Raw genomic sequence first — 17,800 nt, forward strand, 5'->3', positions numbered from 1 at the left:
CGTTTTCCCCTGTTCCGCTTTGACAAAATCCGATCCGTAAAATCAAATTTCGTTATGACTTGCATTCTGCCTTCAAGGAAAACATCTTTATGGATAAGGGAAAAGACATTCATTTTTTATTGCAGACATAAAGGTTTTCTATGGTTTCTTCGTCCTGGGATATTGGTAGTCTTGGCGTTTTTGAAGCGGTCGGACGGTTGGAAAATCTGACCCTTGCAGCGCGTGAATTGGGTATGACGCAACCAGCAGTCAGCTATCAAATAAAGCGGATGGAAGACCGGCTGGGCGTGTCACTCTTCGCAAGACGTGCCCGTGGTGTGGAAATCTTGCCCGAGGGGCGCATACTTTATGAGGCAGTGCGTCTCGGCCTCGATGGAATCGAGGAGGCCATTCAGCAGATCAGGCGCAGGCAACGAACACCGGGGCTTCGAATAGCCACGGATTATGGCTTTGCTGCCTTCTGGTTGATGCCGCGTGTTGCAAAATTTCGCCCGAAATATCCGGAGGTGGATGTTCGTATCACTGCGTCGTCCATGTTGCAGCCTCTTGATCACAGAGAGGCAGATATTGCCGTTCTGTTTGGCTCACGTGAGGATTTTCCAAAAGACGCGATCGCTTTTGTAGGGGAATCTGTTGTGCCGGTCTGTTCCCCCGGCTTTCTTGAGCGGCACGGGCCGTTTCCGAATGGAAAGGGTTTGGGCTCAACAGCACTTTTGCATCTCGATACCTTGCAAGGGGATCGCTGGTTTACGTGGCAGACTTGGCTTGATGCCATTGATGAGGAAATCGACGACGGTAATTATGGGTTGGTTTTCAACACATATAATCTCGTTCTTGAAGCTGCCATTGCTGAGCAGGGAGTGGCGCTAGGATGGGCCGGACTGATCGACGGTGCGATTAAACGGGGGCAACTTGTTCCTGCTTGCGATGTTACGCTCACAAGCAGGAAAGGCTATTGGCTGGTGTTCAATCCTGATATTTCCGTTGCCGCCAAAGCTTTGTGCATGGAACTGCTCGAGTCCGAGCCGAACCTATAGAAACTTGAACGCAAGGCCTGAGATCAGGGCTTTGACATAAAGCTGTTTTTGAAAGTTCCCATTGAGCGAAATACGTTTCATGGCGGTGGGTCTTAAAGCGTCTGATCGCTGAAGCACTGCCGGCTGGGTCGTTACGGCCACCTGGAAACCGGCCTTTGCTGTCATCTCTATCTCGCGCTCCCCAACAGCCGAGGACCAGCCGTAAGGGTATGAGAATGATTTGGGACGATAGCCAACACAACGCTCAATTGCAGCTGTTGATCCGTCTATTTCTTGAGCAAGACGCTCTTTGTTCACTCGGCGAAGGTTGACATGCGTGATTGTGTGTCCGCCAATGTGAACGAGTGGGTCAGCGGCCAAGGCGCATAGCTGCACATAGTCCATGACCAGTTCGTCAACAATAGCACGAGGATCAATACCGCATTGCGTCGTTGCAAGTTCGTCGATGCGGCGGACAGCTTCATCTTCTTGACCGTTACGCACAAACGCAGTCAATCGGTCGAATGCTGCATATTTTTGTGCAACCGTTTCAGTCCGTATTGTCTCCAGCCCTCTACCAAAATCGAACCTGATTTGCGGCGTATTCGTTAAAAGTGCTTCAGCCGTTTCCCACCAGATTGTGTGTGTTCGATCAATAAAGCCCGTGGTCGGAAAAACGGTATAGGGAATGCCAAATTTTCGGAAAATTGGGGCGGCAATCTCTGCGTTATTTCGATAACCATCGTCGAATGTGAAAGCCACAAACTTTTGATTATCGGATTTGTCTGCAAGCAGTGTCGGCAAATCATGCAGGTGAACGGGCGTTAGGCCAAACTCAAGCACCGTTTGAATTGTTTGAGTGAGAAACTCCGGAGTAACCGACAAAATGGAATTGGGCTGAAATTTACCAGTCTGGTTTGGGCCAACGTGATGCAGCGTGAAGACCACGCCTCGTCCGCCAGCAGACGGAAACAATTTATCCAGGCCTGAGAAGGCAATTGCGTTCAATCCGATCCGCATTGCTGCGTACCGCATGTTTCGCCTGAAAGATTGCAAACACACCATGTTTGAAAAAGACCCCCGCGCACTGACATATCCCAAGACTACAAGAATGCAAGTTCCGTGTTGGACGTTTGCGCTTCTTTGAACTCTTGTTGCAGCCAGTCCATGAAAACTCGCACACGTGGCGAAAGCTGGCGCTCACGCCTGTAAAGCAGGGAAATAGGTGTTGGCTTTGGAGGGAAATCCGCAAGCACTTCAACCAATTCGCCGGACTCCATCAGCTTTATGGCGTGATAGATCGGCACCTGGATCAGCCCCAGACCGAGACAAGCAGCCGATACATAACTCTCAGCCGCATTGACTGACATGGGTGCAGGTAAGCCGACTTCAACCACCCTGCCCGCGACGGTAAATTCTAAAGGCAGCAATCCGCCGGTTGATGTTGAATGAAATCCGACCATACAATGACTGTGGGCCAAATTATCCGGATGTGTGGGCGTGCCGTGGCGTTCCAGATAGGCCGGAGAGGCGAGCGTTATCTCTTTCAGCAAGGCGACACGGCGAGCAATCATGTCGCTATCCTGTAATGTTCCGGCTCTCAGTACGCAATCAATACCCTCGCGGACGAGATCGACGAAACGGTCGCCTTCGCTCATGTGGATTTCAATTCCGGGGTAAGCTTCGAAGAATCGTGGCAGCGCTGGCAGCAGAAAATGACGGGCAAGCGTGCCATGCACATCGATGCGCAATGTTCCTTTAGGCTTGTGTCCGGCAAAAGCGCCTTCTGCGTCCTCCAGTTCTTTGAGAATAGATAAGCAGCGCCGATAATAGGCTTCACCGTCAAGCGTTGGGCTGACATGGCGGGTGGTGCGTTGAAGAAGGCAGACACCAAGACGTTTCTCCAGCTGCTTCACCGCATCCGTAACAGTCGACCGTGGCAGCCCCAAATCTTCCGCAGCAAGCGTGAAACTACGGCGTTCCGCAACTCGGGTAAAAACCCGCATAGCATCAAATCGGTCCATAATATTATTCGCTATTTTCGGATAGTGATGCTGAATTATGCATGATTATCCGGCTTTATAGAAGCGTTATGTTTGTCTCGAATAGAGCGCGCACCGCTATCGATCGACGCTCGCCATTTATTTTAATGCGTGTCGCCTCTCAAACTTCTTTGAAAGGCGCGCCAAAGGAAAGCTAAGTTCATGCCAGCCAACAATGACAGGGTTGCAATCGTTACAGGTGCATCACGTGGTATAGGCGCTGCTATCGCGCGTCGATTGGCAACGGATGGTTTCACCGTTATCGTCAATTATGCAGGCAGTAAAAATGCGGCCGAAGAATTGGCGGCCGAGATTATCCAGTCCGGCGGGCAAGCGGTGACACATCAGGCCGATGTAAGCGATGCAGCAGCTGTGAAACGCATGTTCGAAAGCGCTGAATCTGCCTTTGGTGGTATCGATGTGCTGGTCAACAACGCAGGTATTATGAAACTTGCTTCTGTGAAGGATGGCGACGATTCAGTCATCGATAGCCAGATTTCGATTAATCTCAAAGGTAGTATTTACACAATGCGGGAAGCATCCCAACGCTTGCGTGACGGTGGACGCATTGTCAATTTCTCGACGAGCGTAGTGGGACTGAAGCTTGAAAATTATGGTGTTTATGCCGCAACGAAGGCCGCCGTTGAAACATTGACTGCAATTCTTGCGAAAGAACTGCGTGGCCGCGACATCACTGTCAATGCGGTCGCTCCCGGACCAACGGCAACAGATTTGTTCCTGAATGGCAAATCCGATGAATTGATTGAGCGGATGGCGAAAATGAACCCGCTGGAAAGGCTTGGAACACCTGAAGATATCGCTGCAGCAGTCGCATTTCTGGTCGGCGACGATGGACGTTGGATTAACGGCCAAGTTTTACGCGCCAATGGCGGCATGATCTGACACCCATCAGGTAAATGAGCGAGGGTTTTCCCTCGCTCTTTGCTTTGGTTCAGGCTTTGCCCGTCGTGGCATTCCAAAGTGGTTCTGCAATTTTGGCCATGAAAATCACAATCAGCGAACCAAGCACAAAACCGAACACACCATCTGCGAAGGCAGTTGCAAACCAGTTTGCTGTGCTGGCAAGGCCAGTTGACACATAGGTTGCAAGGTCGGCGGCGGTTTCCGTAATCCATGCAAAGGGCTGGTGAACACCCAATCCGTGCAACCCATGGATAAAAATATTTCCTCCAACCCAGAGCATTGCAGCAGTGCCGATGATTGTAAGCACTAACAGCAACTTAGGAACCGCGCGAACCGTAAAGCGTCCTAATGCCCGTGTAGCCGAAAGACGCCCCTTTCGCGCCATCAACACGCCGAAATCATCTAACTTTACGATAACTGCTACAACGCCATAAACCAGTACCGTAATCATGATGCCGACGACTATAAGCGTGGCAAGCTCGATCCAGATTGAGTTGGTTTCAATCATCGAAAGGGCCAGTGTCATGATTTCTGCGGAAAGAATGAGATCGGTTTTAATAGCACCTGCGACGCGTTTTTCTTCAAGTGCAGTTGGGTCTTTATCCTCTTGCGCTCCATTTTCATGGTGCTCTTCATTCGGAAAAAGTTTGTGCCAGACCTTTTCGGCTCCTTCGAAGCACAGATAAGCACCACCAATCATCAATAGTGCGGTAATTGCTATCGGCAGAAAATAATCGAGTGCAAGAAGAACAGGAATAAGCAGCGCTTTATTTCGGAGACTTCCCATCGCAATTTTGCCGATCATCGGCAATTCACGTGCGGCGGTTATACCAACCACATAGTTGGGTGTGACGGCAGCATCGTCAATCAACACACCAATGGTCTTGCTGCCAGCTTTCGCGGCGTTCGCGGATATGTCGTCCACTGATGCAGCGGCAATCTTGGCGATCGCTGCGACATCATCCAGAAGGGCCAGAAAGCCGCTCATATAGTTTCTCCGCTTAAAGCATTTCCAGCAAAAGTGCGAAACGGTCCCAACGATCTAGCACCAACTTGAATCGCTGTAACGCGCCGCTCCTGTCTTCACGTGGCACGGGTAACGTTTCCAATAAGTCTACATTGCAGACTCGCACGTAGTTCGGCAAGCCATGCGCAGCGTTCGTCTCATGGCTTTGCAGTGGCTGGGCTTGCTTCCTTGTTTACATACTCAAATGAAAAAAGGCGGCTAATGCCGCCTTCATTGTTTCTAAACTCTGAGATTTTTCGTTTTATCGCGCTGCAAGAATACCTGCGATAAGGCCGGTTGCAGCGGTTACCAGCAGATATTGATTATCGACCTTTACCCAATGCTGGCCACGGCCGGGCTTGCGAAGGCCATAGCGTTTGTAATCGCGAATTTCCTGATGGCGCTGCCAGTTGTTGTAGCGTTCACCGCGCGACCAACGCTTGTGTCCCTGATCCCGACGATCATGGCGCTGGAATTCCTTGCCATGCGATGGACGAGCAGGTTCTACCCGATTGTATCCCGGCTTGCGCGGCTGATGATAATCCTGAGCCTGTGCAAGTGGCGCGCCAACAAACGAAAGGGCAATAGCGGCGAGAACGGCTTTCTTAATCATGGGACACTCCTTTTGTGTTGATACGAATGTATCACTCGTTGGAGTGAACGCGAGATGAATGAATTAGGATCCAAACATTAAATAAAATCAATGTGATCAGAAAGAGGATTGGGCGACATTCAAAGCTAACGGCCTTCAATGTCGCCCTTGGAATGCGCGCTTCATACTATTCATACCAGAAAAAGCACAAACGGTACGAGAATCAGAAATGCAGCGGCAATGCCTGTTTCAATTTTTGAATATAGCAGCATGTCAGCCTCCATTATGGTTAACGACAGCTAAACAACGCAGCTACAGCGATTTGGTTCAATCAGACGCCAAGATATAACGGTCATGCCAAAGAGGTTTCGCTCATGTCCTGCAGGTATCAACGCAAATGGAATGAGATTTAAGAATTTTGTTGGCAGTTCTCGAAAGAAAATTACGCCCAAAAAAGGGTTATTCCTGAACGATCACAGCTATTTACGGCTTAAATATTTCTAACTAATATTTTTTGGCTCGATGTTGAGCGGGTGGGTAATAATTATGAAAAGAATAAAGATAGCAGGTGCCATTTCGGCTGCATTGCTGATGTTTGTCGGCGTCGCAAAAGCAGATGATCTGGTATTCAATCTAAAGAACGGTACGAATTCTGTTCTGACGCACTTTTATACTTCTCCAGTTGGCGTCAATGAATGGGAAGGTGATGTTTTTGGGCAGCAAGTCCTAAATCCGGGTGAAACGATCGAAATCACGATCGCTGACGGTCGTCGCGTGTGCAAATACGACATGCGTTTCGAGTTTCAGGATAGTGATGATCTCGACACCACGACAGACACGCAGGATCTCTGCGAACTCAGCACCTATACCATTGAGGAATAGGCTTACTTTTGGGCGGGGAATAGCGGCTGGACTTTAAAGTCTGGCCGCTTTTTTGTTTGGTTTATTTCAGATGCCAATACCCATTGTTATGACGGCGCTGCGCATAGCTTTGGAAATAGCTGCGAATTTGAGCGCCTGCCAATAGCGATAATCGTTAACCAGAGTGGCAGATAGCCAGCAGTCGCCACGATTGCCGGGGCGCTCCCAGCCCATAAGGCCAGCGTCACGAGCACGAGCGAGAATCCGTGCTGTGTTGCTTTGTGACATGCGGTATCGACTTGATATGCCATTTGAGGTTACCTGCCCGATCCATATCCGATCACCGGAAAACTCCCAGGGCGCGCGTGACGCAACATCGTGCAGGATATTATTTCCAGATTCTGCGCGCGTAAAATTTGCGATGCTCGCCACAGGTCTGCACCAATCGCTGTTGTGCAGAACCTCGCGAGTCATAAGCGGTTGGGTGTAGCGCAACAAATCGGGGTTTGCATCGATAAGTCGAGCGCGATTGCCACCATCCATCAAGTCCAACGCAGCAAGATGCGTCCTCAGCCATAAATGAATAAGACCTTCTGTCTCCCGCCTCGCACGAAATACTTGCTGCCGTCGATCCGCGGTCGGGATGGCCTCAAGCAATTTGTAGTGGCGAGTTTCCTGCAGAAATGCCAGCGTCGTATTTTTGCTGGCAATAGGTGTGCCTTTGAGGAAATTGAGCAGGTTCGTCGGCGAGATCGGTGGATTGTTCGGATTGGTCACGTGTTCGAAATGCACAGCAAACGTGGCCTGGCTGAGCAACCATTTCTGCATGTCGGAAAGATAGCGCACTTCGCGCGGCAAGCGACCTGTAATGGCCAGAAGTTCTCTTGCGGCAGATGTAAGACAATCACCAAAACGTGGGGAGCTGTGCAACTCGGAAGCTTCGAAAGCCTGAGGCAGAAAGCTCGGTTCTTGAATGGACAACGCGGCTTCCATGATTGTATTTGCGTCCGAAATTTATGGGTAGCTAATTGCCTGAATTTTTCAGCTCGACCATATACCGCTATTGGTGTCACATTTAAGCTGGTCTTTTCGTCGCTCTCCCAATTTTGCAAACCTTCAACTTGTTCAGGAAATATGCTTATTTCGGCAAAGCATGAACAAGGCATAGCATGACAGATATTTTCACGCCCGCAGTCCACACACGTAAGAAAAAGATCATTGTTTTCGACACTGAAACGACGGGACTATTACCGTATGATCGCATTATCACGCTTGGCGCGGTGAAAATTGAAGGTGACGAACTGCTTAAGCAGTCGCTCTATTTGATTTTCGATCCAAGAAAAGACAGTTCACCGCAAGCTGAAGCGGTTCATGGATTTGACAACTGGATGACGCGCTATCAGGATCTGTTTGCCGATCTGGCAAGCTCATTGCGGCAGTGGCTCGGCTGGGCAGACGAACTGGTGGCGCACAACGCTGAATTTGATATGCGTTATATTCAACGGGAATTCCGCAAGGCCGAAGTCCAGATGCTCAGTCAGCCGGTCTATTGCACGATGGATGGCGCCAGACGGCTCTGGAGAGGTGAATCTGCCAAGCTGGACCATTGTCTTTCCAGAATCGGTTTATCGCGTGTAGGAGTTCGCCATGGGGCTCTGGAAGATGCTTATTTGACGGCAGGTCTTTATTTGCATCAACAAGGATCAAAACTGCAGATACCGCCAATCAATGCTTGGCAGGAACCAGCCAATCTCAAGCCCTATCCAAGCCGTCCTTTCGGACAGCTTCCACGTCGAACACCAAAACACAGGCAGGGTTGTCTAGACCTCTCCTAACGTTTGCGGGGCAGCCCTACTGACCAGCAGTGAATGAGATATACTCCTGTAATTGCTTTGTGCGAGCTTCGATCACGCTCGCTCTGCAGCTAGGATAATGCAGTATTTGGCCTTCCCTTCCCCAATCGCCATTTGCATAGAAATTGCAGGACGATTCTTTATAGCTGTTCCATAAACGTTGTTCAGCCAGCAGATCGGTTTTGGTTTGCCCGTCAGCCTGACCATAGATTTTCTTCCAGGTCGCATTCAGCTTACCGTCGGCGCGCTTTAGCCAGTCACCACCACACTGTCCCCACGCAGTATTGGTTCCGTCAGACTGGTCAATACACTTGTCATAGAGTTTATCCGCAAAAACCGGCGAAGCGGAAAAAGCAATAATGGCAGCAAGAAGAGATCTTTTCATAGCGTCCACCCAATTGATCTTAGCTTGATAATGTAGCGATGTATCGCCAAGTCAAGGGCGTGCAAAAAACCTGACGGCTGTTGAGCTGACAGGGCAATATTGTAGATTTGACGGGCTGGATAATTCTAGAGCATAATTCCTTAAACTTGGATCAGTTTAAGGTAAAACTATGCTCTAATTTTAAAGTGTTAGAGCGACCTTTGCGCGCCCAATAGGGCGCCCGGCGCTCTAGTTGTGAGATTCGCGTTTTTTGGGAATGAAGTAGCCATTGCCCCGATCACGGTAATGCCTATCAGACCTGTGATGGCGGTCACCTCTCCAATCACGGGATGGGCGATCGCGATGCCAGCGAGGTGACGGCGGCGGTGCATCACGACGCACACGCACGCAACGTCCGCGACGGTCAGTTACACGACCCGGTCCACACCGATAATCGACTTTATGCGTCAAACCGCTCTGATTGATAGGCTCTGGCATCGAAACAGGCGCTGCATTCGCGCCAAATGAAAATATAGCCATCGCAGCGGCCAGCGAAATCACAGAAAGCTTCATATCTTTCTCCATTCATGAGACTTGGCGATATTAGGCAGGATAGTCGAAGAACAGGATACGGCGTCATCACGTTGTGTTTTCAACACGCAGATATGATTGAAGGCAGAGCACTCGTCAGTGGTTACGAAAAACCAGAAAATGAATCGGAAGTACGGTGAACGGTGACCTGAACGTCAAAAAGCCACATCGCATCTGCGGTCAGCATATTTCTCTCCTGCATAGATAGAGATATAACTGCGACGGGTGCAATCCGGTTCCATGATTGATGAAACAAGCTACGATTCTATAAAATAAACTCTGTTCGAGATTGCTTTCTAGGCAAAGAAGCAAAATAAAACACCGATTCGCAATCGTCATTCAATGACAACAAATAAAGACAGTTCTCAATGACACGTTGAAAAATGAAACTAGAAATGTTTCGAGTCGATGGAGAAACGTAATGTCTCCAAATACTTACAAGAAGTAAGTGGCTCCCCGGGCCGGAGAGATTTGTGGAAATCAAACCGTTAGCCAAGGGCAGTTTAACCCTTTATTTTCAATACCTTAGATGTATATCTACCAGTAGGTTAAAATTGTTGTGTGTACTTTGTCCATGCAATTTTGTGTACTGCTCTGCGTATATAAAATAAGATCGTTGATCTCTCAACGCATAAAAATGATAAAGGGTTTAAAACACGTTGGCGGCTCCAGATTTTACTAAATCAACAATTGATGTTTTGGCTGCACGAGCGGCTTATCGCTGTAGTAATCCTGACTGCGATATTCTGACAGTAGGTCCCCACACAACTGAAGAAAAGTCTCTTAAGATTGGAGAAGCGGCTCATATTTATGGTGCGAGGCCAAGTGAACGGCGCTATCGACCTGAGATGACCGATCTCGGAAGGGCATCCATTTCTAACGCGATCTGGCTTTGCCGAAACTGCCACGGGAAGATTGATAAAGACCCCGGGGGCTTCTCAGACAGTTTATTATTTATCTGGAAGGATGCACATGAGGAGAAAATATTGAAGGAGTTAGGCACCGATGGCGATCGGTTGAAAAAGAAAGCTGAAATTCAGCAGACTGAGGTCTACCGAGAGTTTCCACAATTCATTCAAGCAATTATTCGAGATAAACCAGATTACTGGGAATATATATTAACTGCCGAATTAATTGATTTCTATTGTGGCCCGATCTTAAGGCATGGGGCGGATTTAGAAAAAGGCATAGTTATTCGCCCTAAGACCCTCATATCTGGGGACAATTTCACGCCTTGGATATTGACTAAAGTCGATGATCTGTTGGCAGTCTCAAGAGCAACGCATGGTTTGCTTGCAGAATTTCAAAGCTCATGGGGCGAAAGCGGTGTTCCCGGCGATGTGGATGAGATAATTCATGTGTGTAGACTATATGGTGGCCTAGTGCGCCATATCGTTAACACTGCGGAGGAAGTTATGTTCGCGCGGGTTCCTGACGGCTTTGCGGGTGCTGCTGAAGTAATAGCAAGCGCTCCTCTTCATATGTTGAAGAGGTTCCCTGAACTTCCTGCATTTCTCCGAACAATAGGCACGGGAGATGCGACATCAGGTACTCTTAAGTTTGATTTCGTTTTAGAGGTTCCCGAAGGCTGGAACGATAACTTTGAAATCGAATTGGCAAAAGGCCAACGCGAGCTTGAAGTTCGTGGTCATTGGTGAGTATGCAGATAACCGGCCCCAGAGTTTCCCCTGAGGCCAACTTTATCATCCCCTTATCCGCACTTAACGGCCCCGGTTCCTTTCATTAATCGCGTCCTCAGCTTTCTTCCCGACTGAGATAACGTCCTGAGCGCCGTTGATCATTTCCGCTGCTGTACGCCCTGCGCTGCCAATTGTGGCGTCTGTTGCTGCCTTAACGGGTTCTGCAATCCGGCCTCCTGTCTCCTTAGCAATATCGCTGTAACTTGCATCGTTCTGCATCTCGTCGGCATACTTGTCCGCAACAGCAGATGCCGTGATCTTTGCACCCACGACCACACGCTGATACCAAGTTGAAGCAGCCTTGAGTTTCTGGTTCATGCGCTCAGGGCGTTTGAAGACAGGTAAGCCGCTAGGGCTGATTGCAGTGGTCCTGCTGTAACGTTTCCCGGTCTTCTTCCAGTTTGGCGTCTGGCCTTCCTCAGCAGTGTTGTGCCAGATTTCCCTATCCGTGTTGATCCAGACAGTGGAGCCGTCTTTATCGAGCGCCTGAAACAGACCCTTGGCGTTCACGCTCTGGTTAAATGCGTTGTACGATGCATTCGCCTTCTCGAGCATTTGACGGTTTGCGTTATCCCACGCCCTGAGATTGCTGAGCGTGAAGAAATGCATTGCCCCGTTGTCGTCAGTCACGGGGAACATGGTGTCTTTATCGACCAGATAGAAACGACCATCCTTGTCGCCGGTCTTATAGATCGTAACCTGAGATGCATCGTAAGCCTTCCCCTTGCTGTCCTCAAGGAACGCCGCAACCTGAGCCTTTACAGCCCCTTCAAATCACTTGGCATTTCAGCACGGGTGTTGATTGAACTGACATCAATAAGGGTGCCGTTATGATGGATTGCAAACTTCTCAATTGCCGACTTTGCAGCAGCAACCGCGTCCTGACCACTAAGACCAGCAGCGGCATACTTCTTTGACAAATCCCAAAGATGGTCTTCAACCATGCCTGAGTTCTCCATGCTAGGATTACTCAGGCTGAACCATTTGCTATCCCTGAACGCATTCAAAGCGTTCGTTATGTCGTGACGTGCCGCAAAGTCCCTGCTTCTTGCCTGAGGAGACGGATTGGTGACCGCATAGGCGAGTGATAAAAGCGGCTGTATCGTCCCGACCTAACGCTTCCCGCGTTGCAAAGAAGCCGTCAATAAACTCCTTGTCCTGCCCCTTGAGATAGGAAGCCGAAAGGTTCTTGTTCGTCTTGGTGACAGTGTTCGAAGTATAGGCTCAGGCTGATGGCTATCGAAAATCTGCAGATGAACGTTGCAGTGTCTTTAGTTACTGATCTTCAACTCCAAATGCTTCGGCGATCGGCACGGAGGTGTTTCCTGCGATGTTTGAATAAGTTCCGCAAAACATTCTCAGGATGAAAAACCCAAAGCTGCAAATAGCTTTAGGAATGAGGTTCTAATCTTCATTAGATGGTTGCAATTAAGAAAACGGGTGTTGTATCGTAGCGTAGATTTCCAGTTTGTAAATAATACTCAAATACAGACTATGATAGAATGGGACGTGTGTGCCCAGCAGTGGCGGAATAGTAAATGACAACGAAGATACAAGCGCTAGCAGATAAGCTTTTCCCAGTTGCAGCGGCGCAAGAAGACGACGCTGAATTAAGAAATATTCCTCCCGAGCAGAGACGCCTACATACGGAGACAGCCGATCTCACAGTCGGCTCCCTGCACCAACTGATGGCAACCGGAAAAATAGAAATTCCAGAGTTCCAAAGAGGCTACGTATGGACGCGAACACAGGCTTCAAGGCTTATAGAGAGCCTTATAATTCAATGCCCAATACCAGTGGTATATTTCAGTCAGTCTCCCAACAATAACCTTATAGTTATTGACGGAAATCAAAGGCTTATGTCAATAAAACTATTTCTGAACGACGGTTTTGAATTACAGGGCCTCACCACATACCCTGAGTTAATTGGCTATACTTGGAGTCAACTCGACCCGAGATTTCGAGATCACATTAATAATAGAACTATACGCTGCATTACAATCCTGAAGGATACACATCCTCAAATCAAATTCGATGTATTTGAGAGGTTGAATACCGGCTCCGTAAAGCTTAACGGTCAGGAGTTACGGCATGGTGTAAACCACGGATCATTAATGAAGCGTGTGGACGAGCTCGTAAAGAATGAAACATGGAAAAAGCTCAGCGGCATCAAATCGGACAAGAGGATGAAAGGCGCTGAGCTAATACTCAGGTTTTTCGCATTCAGGCATTCTAGGGAAATATATTCAAAACCGCTGTCTGGATTTCTAGATACATTTACGACGACTTACCGTTCAATTAGTGAAAATGAACTTGATGAATGGACTTCAGAATTCTTAGATAACTTGAATCTCGTGGATTATTATTTTGGAAAAAACGCATTCAAAATAATTAAGCCCAACTTAACTACGGCGGGCAATTTTAATTCGGCTATATATGATGCACAAATGATCGGGATGGCTGAGACTAATAGTGCCAGACTTCGGGGGCGCTTAGCAGATAGAAACAGCGTTCAACAAGGCTTTGTTGACCTCATGACCGACCCTGCATTTGCGCAGAGCGTACAAAGAGCAACTAGTGATGAGGCATCCGTAAATACTCGTATATCTCGCGCAATTCAATTATTTAACAGGTTTTAAACTTGCGATATCGAATTAGCATTCACCGAAATAGCTTTAATACGCGCACAGAACAGCTGATACGAAATTCACGTTTAGCGACTAAGAAACACGTGCCGCATGGAGTGCGAGACTTAGCCTTTCAGTGCTCAATCCTGCAGACTAGCGCAGCTATCGAGGAATACATAAAAGCAGTGTTTGAGGCGTGGGCATTCAAGATACGCACAATGAACCACGCGCAAAGTAACGCTATACCCATGCGTACTAGAGTAGCGGTCGCGAAAAGCCGCTTAACCCAGCATTTCTCGACCCTAGCATATACTGGTGACGAAGGTCGCTTCTTAAGAACCATCGAACGAGATGCTGACCTTTGGCCATTCCTACAAGGCAGCGGACAAATACCCATGACCTTTGACGGCGGTGTGGTATTTGCTGAAAAAAAGTATCCATCACCTAAGAATATGAAAGTGATCTTCTCGCGACTCGGTATAGATAACATTTTTGATTTAGTATCAGCTAGGATAAAAGCAGATGCCGAATTTCGGTTAGAGAGCTTCAACTCCGTTAGAACTGCGCTTGCCCATTCAAACCCACCACAACTTACTTATATTGACGTAAGAAGAAATATAAAAGATGTTCAACAATTAATATCTGCTATAGATCGAATATTGCATAAAGTGCTATCGGCATCAATACAAGCGCCTATTTGGTGACGTTCAAATTTTTACTCTCATTATTATTTTATCAATTCTATATTATAGGGATAAATTCACACATCAAATCCAAACAACATTACTTCTGATCAATACCTCATATGCGCTTTTGAAGGGCAATGCACATAGATACGGGATTTTACCGGCGAAGTTACGGCTAGAACGAACGCCGCAAAGCCCTCATAGAAGAGCAGCGTTTATGGCTGAAAACCAGTGATGCTCGCGGCCCGCACGTGGCATGTCCAGATCAGTCGTATGATAACCGCCTTCAGATTATAAGGATATTAACGTTTCTGCTCGGGCAATTGGTAATAAAACTAGAAAACTTGTTGTGGGCGTCGCTCTAACTGCAAGGAGGCCCACAAACGCCACGGGAAGCAAGAATGTCGTTGCAAGAGAACCTCTGAGGCGTATAGCGCGTATTCTTGGCTAGTTGATCTGCCGTGCAATCAAGTCTGCCGCCTTTTGCGCTGCTGTGTTCGCCACCACGTCTGCCCGTTCATTCCACTCATTCCTTGCATGGCCTTTGACCCACGACCACCTGATCAGCGACGAATTGAGTTTGTCCAACTCTTCCCAAAGGTCCTGATTTTTCACTGGCTTCTTATTTGAAGACTTCCACCCTTTCGTCTTCCACCCTTGAAGCCATTGGCTCATGCCCTTGATGACATACTCGCTGTCGCTAATGATGGTCACGCGGAAGACGATTGGTGAAACGGCCTTAAGCGCCTCAATTGCCGCCGTCATTTCCATGCGGTTATTTGTCGTTTCCTCATTGGTGCCGCCTGAGATTTCCTGAGGTTCGCTATTGTCGCGGAGGATTATAGCAGACCAGCCACCCGGACCCGGGTTCGATAGGGAAGAACCGTCAGTGTAGATTGTGGTGGCATGTGTCGTAACATTCAGAGCGGTTTCGGTGTTTGTCATTCTTTCCAATTAGTTATCTGTTCTTCTATTTTATCGCTTGGTCTTAATGCCTTGCTCTTTGGCTAGGCTCAGGGCTTCCTCGCATGTCACACTGTCGACAATCGCTGGGTGTTCTCTTAAGATGAACTTCCACAGTCTGCGATAATCACATACGCGGGACACGGTGAAGCCTGTCGCCCGTGCTTGATCGTCCTGGCTACCGAGGCCTAAGCGAATAAGCCGCCAGACTTCCTCCCTGCGCTCCTTAGCCGTCATCTGGAAATTTCGTTCGGGCATAGCTGGAAGGAGTGTTTGGTTTCTCATGTACATGCTTCAATTCTCTTTCTGTTTCATGCTGTTTGTTTTGGGGTAATTTGGCGCTGCCCCCTTGCTGGACAGGTGGTTCGGGGACCCACTGGCCCCCCGGAGATGTGAAATTTCACACCACGTTATCTAACCTATTGAATTTGTTAGAACTCGTCGTTGTCGTAGTCCTTTTGGACGGCACTCTCGGGGCGCTCTAGCCTTTCCAACTGAAGGAAACTGTAGCGCTGCCTAATTTGGCTCCTAAGTTCCATGTTCGTGAGCGAATAAAATGCTGATTTCACCTCTCCTGCGTGGATCATAATTTCCCTAGCCCGTGCTTTCTCTCTCTGGGCTTTCCCAAATGGCTGCTCAGGTTCCTCATTGGTGGCATCGGGTTCACTCATGAGTTTGTACACGCTAGGGAAGTCCTGCTGCATCCAATCTGGCAATCGACGGTGACTGACGATCCCTTGGAGTTCCTTCGCCATTTGTCTTGCCGACTTAACTTTTGCCTTGCCAATCTTTCCTGTTCGGTGTTCACCCGCCTTCACGTACGCTCTGAACACTCTTCGCTTGTCCTTGCGTGTCAGGCTTAGCCCGTGGGTACGGTTGCCCTGAGCGGCGAGCCATTGGTATCTGTTCGGGTCCGCTTCAATAATGACATTGGCGTCTGTGTAATCGATCCCGAGTTCCTGCATGGCCCTGAACCTGTGCCAGCCGTCGATCAAGATGAAGCCCCTGCCGTCGTCTGTGGGGTCAACAGGAACGACCGTGATTGGAGGGAACTGGGTTTCCTGACGCATGGCCTCCCGATAATTTTTAACAACCTCGGGATTAATGCTCTTCTCTCTGATCTGGGTCGATGGATTGAGGACCACGCTGTCTAGCCGTATGGCAAGCAGCCGCGTTCCCTGAGGTTCACTCATGGTTATTCCTTTGTTGTCTGAGGATGTTGTTTAAGTCGGTGTTGAGGTGTCTGACTGGCGTATCGCGTTTTGTCCTACGGACACCGATTAGCGGCCATACGTCCCAGCATTGCTGATGGTTTCTGGCTTCAATCGGCTGATTGCTGCTACTGTAAGGGCTATTGTCGAAATGACGCATACTGCCACTGGAGCAGGTGTTCAGACATGGCGGCTGCTGTGCAGGCCATTCTTGTAGTTCCACCTACAGGGAGCCAATCGTCTTATCAGTTACAGCGGTACGTAAGCATACTGCTATTGGAGTGGGTATTCGGACGAGGTGCTGCCACTGCGTAACCTATTATGGTTACTTTCGGTAACTGAGGACTTTTTCGCTTATCCTGCTCCTGTGCAACCTAATTGCCTTGGTTGAGGTATTGCTCCTGTTCACCCTATTCGCCCTTGTGCTGTCTGAACTGGTCAAACGGCTGAGAATGGACAGGAGAACACTCAGAGTTGGAAGTCGAGACGGTGGCTGCTACTGTGGAGGCTATTCGAGTTGGTTACTGCTTCTGTTGCCCCTATTCGGTGGCAAACCTCAGTAGTCTTTCTTGCTCAGGGCTTAGCCTCAATCTCCAGTCATCCTCAAAACGCCCCCTCAGCCACCACGTTCAGCCGTCTTTCCGGCCTCCTTAAGAATACTGAATACGCTTGATCGTCCTGCCCCGGTCTTTGCCATAATCTCAGCCACGGTCTTCCCTTCATCCTTCAGCCGGATAATTTCGTCAGCTTGACGCTGTGCTGTTGGGACACGACCTTTGTATTTGCCTTCTGCCTTAGCTGCTGCAATGCCTTCACGCTGACGCTCCAGCATAAGTTCACGCTCGAACTCCGCAATGGAACCCAATAGGTTCAGCATAAGCTTACCCGTGGGTGTCGCTGTATCGAGGTTCATCGCAAGAATACGGAGCGCCACGCCCTTGCTGTTCAGCTTAGACGTAATATCCACCAAGTCAGCAACAGAACGCGCCAGACGGTCCAGCTTAGTGACAATGAACGTGTCACCTTCTCGCAAATGATCAAGGGCACGTTGAAGTTCAGGCCGCTCAGCCTTCTTGGCTGATGTCTGTTCACTGAATATGCGGTCGCATCCTGCCGCGTGTAGGTCACGCTCCTGAGCTGCTAGCCCTGCCTTCTGGTCTGTGGTCGAGGTACGTGCATAGCCGACAAGCTGTCCCCTGTAGGAAGCCGTAGTGGTGTGTGTCGAGTTCATCCGAGAGTTCCCTTAAGTCCAAATAGCGTTATAGACTTATCGGACAGGTAGTCCATAAAATCAATACCTATTCTAATTGGACTATCGGGACGGCATTTGGTCCAGTCCAGCACGATCAAGCCCTGTTGGACTA

Annotated in this window: 19 protein-coding genes; 7 read left to right on the forward strand and 12 right to left on the reverse strand. The window is 48.9% G+C overall.

What is annotated here, in order from left to right:
- The first annotated feature begins 140 nt into the window (after nt 1-140).
- Nucleotides 141-1,037, forward strand: coding sequence for a LysR substrate-binding domain-containing protein (locus tag ACSME1_RS17455; RefSeq protein WP_100556998.1), 897 nt, complete (start codon nt 141-143; stop codon nt 1,035-1,037).
- Here ACSME1_RS17455 and ACSME1_RS17460 read toward each other — a convergent pair.
- Together ACSME1_RS17460 and ACSME1_RS17465 are read right to left on the reverse strand one after the other, a co-directional pair.
- A complete protein-coding gene (locus ACSME1_RS17460; RefSeq protein WP_424576858.1) occupies nt 1,032-2,036 on the reverse strand; it encodes a polysaccharide deacetylase family protein in 1,005 nt (334 codons plus the stop codon). The genes ACSME1_RS17455 and ACSME1_RS17460 overlap by 6 nt on opposite strands.
- Nucleotides 2,037-2,119: 83 nt before the next feature.
- A complete protein-coding gene (locus tag ACSME1_RS17465; RefSeq protein WP_435655086.1) occupies nt 2,120-3,040 on the reverse strand; it encodes a LysR family transcriptional regulator in 921 nt (306 codons plus the stop codon).
- A gap of 180 nt (nt 3,041-3,220) precedes the next feature.
- Here ACSME1_RS17465 and ACSME1_RS17470 point away from each other — a divergent pair, with 180 nt between their 5' ends.
- Nucleotides 3,221-3,961: an SDR family oxidoreductase gene (locus ACSME1_RS17470; RefSeq protein ID WP_111787136.1), complete on the forward strand. Its 741-nt coding sequence runs from the start codon at nt 3,221-3,223 to the stop codon at nt 3,959-3,961.
- Nucleotides 3,962-4,010: 49 nt separating this feature from the next.
- Here ACSME1_RS17470 and ACSME1_RS17475 read toward each other — a convergent pair whose 3' ends face one another.
- Together ACSME1_RS17475 and ACSME1_RS17480 are read right to left on the reverse strand one after the other, a co-directional pair.
- Nucleotides 4,011-4,970: a DUF808 domain-containing protein gene (locus tag ACSME1_RS17475; RefSeq protein ID WP_024896242.1), complete on the reverse strand. Its 960-nt coding sequence runs from the start codon at nt 4,968-4,970 to the stop codon at nt 4,011-4,013.
- A 280-nt stretch (nt 4,971-5,250) separates the two neighbouring features.
- A complete protein-coding gene (locus ACSME1_RS17480; RefSeq protein ID WP_024896243.1) occupies nt 5,251-5,601 on the reverse strand; it encodes an RcnB family protein in 351 nt (116 codons plus the stop codon).
- 570 nt (nt 5,602-6,171) lie between these two features.
- Between ACSME1_RS17480 and ACSME1_RS17485 the strand changes: the two genes are divergently transcribed.
- A complete protein-coding gene (locus tag ACSME1_RS17485; RefSeq protein WP_374844453.1) occupies nt 6,172-6,462 on the forward strand; it encodes a hypothetical protein in 291 nt (96 codons plus the stop codon).
- Between the two features lie 66 nt (nt 6,463-6,528).
- Here ACSME1_RS17485 and ACSME1_RS17490 read toward each other — a convergent pair whose 3' ends face one another.
- The gene (locus ACSME1_RS17490) at nt 6,529-7,422 is read right to left on the reverse strand and encodes a hypothetical protein (protein ID WP_424576855.1); all 894 of its coding nucleotides are present in this window, start codon (nt 7,420-7,422) and stop codon (nt 6,529-6,531) included.
- 188 nt (nt 7,423-7,610) lie between these two features.
- Between ACSME1_RS17490 and ACSME1_RS17495 the strand changes: the two genes are divergently transcribed.
- Nucleotides 7,611-8,276 (forward strand): 3'-5' exonuclease, encoded by a 666-nt coding sequence (locus ACSME1_RS17495; RefSeq protein WP_435655087.1) that lies wholly within the window; start codon nt 7,611-7,613, stop codon nt 8,274-8,276.
- 16 nt (nt 8,277-8,292) lie between these two features.
- On the opposite strand, the gene ACSME1_RS17500 is transcribed toward ACSME1_RS17495, so the two are convergent.
- Entirely contained in the window at nt 8,293-8,679 is a 387-nt protein-coding gene (locus ACSME1_RS17500; protein ID WP_105706265.1) for a lysozyme inhibitor LprI family protein, read from the reverse strand.
- 228 nt (nt 8,680-8,907) lie between these two features.
- Nucleotides 8,908-9,231 carry a hypothetical protein gene (locus tag ACSME1_RS17505; RefSeq protein WP_424576853.1) on the reverse strand — a complete coding sequence of 108 codons (324 nt, stop codon included), beginning with the start codon at nt 9,229-9,231 and terminating at the stop codon, nt 8,908-8,910.
- 677 nt (nt 9,232-9,908) lie between these two features.
- Here ACSME1_RS17505 and ACSME1_RS17510 point away from each other — a divergent pair.
- A complete protein-coding gene (locus ACSME1_RS17510; protein WP_435655088.1) occupies nt 9,909-10,907 on the forward strand; it encodes a hypothetical protein in 999 nt (332 codons plus the stop codon).
- Between the two features lie 63 nt (nt 10,908-10,970).
- Here the strand turns inward: ACSME1_RS17510 and ACSME1_RS17515 are convergent, their stop codons facing one another.
- Nucleotides 10,971-11,579: a hypothetical protein gene (locus ACSME1_RS17515; protein ID WP_435655089.1), complete on the reverse strand. Its 609-nt coding sequence runs from the start codon at nt 11,577-11,579 to the stop codon at nt 10,971-10,973.
- 128 nt (nt 11,580-11,707) lie between these two features.
- Nucleotides 11,708-11,893, reverse strand: coding sequence for a hypothetical protein (locus ACSME1_RS17520; RefSeq protein ID WP_435655090.1), 186 nt, complete (start codon nt 11,891-11,893; stop codon nt 11,708-11,710).
- Between the two features lie 594 nt (nt 11,894-12,487).
- Between ACSME1_RS17520 and ACSME1_RS17525 the strand changes: the two genes are divergently transcribed.
- Complete coding sequence (locus ACSME1_RS17525; protein WP_435655091.1) at nt 12,488-13,588, forward strand: GmrSD restriction endonuclease domain-containing protein; 1,101 nt, start codon at nt 12,488-12,490, stop codon at nt 13,586-13,588.
- Nucleotides 13,589-13,692: 104 nt separating this feature from the next.
- Nucleotides 13,693-14,280, forward strand: a complete 588-nt coding sequence (locus ACSME1_RS17530) for a HEPN domain-containing protein (RefSeq protein WP_435655457.1) — start codon at nt 13,693-13,695, stop codon at nt 14,278-14,280.
- A gap of 429 nt (nt 14,281-14,709) precedes the next feature.
- On the opposite strand, the gene rnhA is transcribed toward ACSME1_RS17530, so the two are convergent.
- The 3 genes from rnhA to ACSME1_RS17545 all read right to left on the reverse strand — a co-directional run bounded on the left by rnhA (nt 14,710) and on the right by ACSME1_RS17545 (nt 17,667).
- Complete coding sequence (gene rnhA / locus ACSME1_RS17535; RefSeq protein ID WP_435655092.1) at nt 14,710-15,207, reverse strand: ribonuclease HI; 498 nt, start codon at nt 15,205-15,207, stop codon at nt 14,710-14,712.
- A 449-nt stretch (nt 15,208-15,656) separates the two neighbouring features.
- Nucleotides 15,657-16,418: a ParB N-terminal domain-containing protein gene (locus tag ACSME1_RS17540; protein ID WP_435655093.1), complete on the reverse strand. Its 762-nt coding sequence runs from the start codon at nt 16,416-16,418 to the stop codon at nt 15,657-15,659.
- 634 nt (nt 16,419-17,052) lie between these two features.
- Nucleotides 17,053-17,667, reverse strand: a complete 615-nt coding sequence (locus ACSME1_RS17545; protein ID WP_435655094.1) for a recombinase family protein — start codon at nt 17,665-17,667, stop codon at nt 17,053-17,055.
- Nucleotides 17,668-17,800: the final 133 nt, after the last annotated feature.

Source organism: Brucella pituitosa, assembly GCF_965577835.1.
GTDB classification, from domain to species: domain Bacteria; phylum Pseudomonadota; class Alphaproteobacteria; order Rhizobiales; family Rhizobiaceae; genus Brucella; species Brucella pituitosa.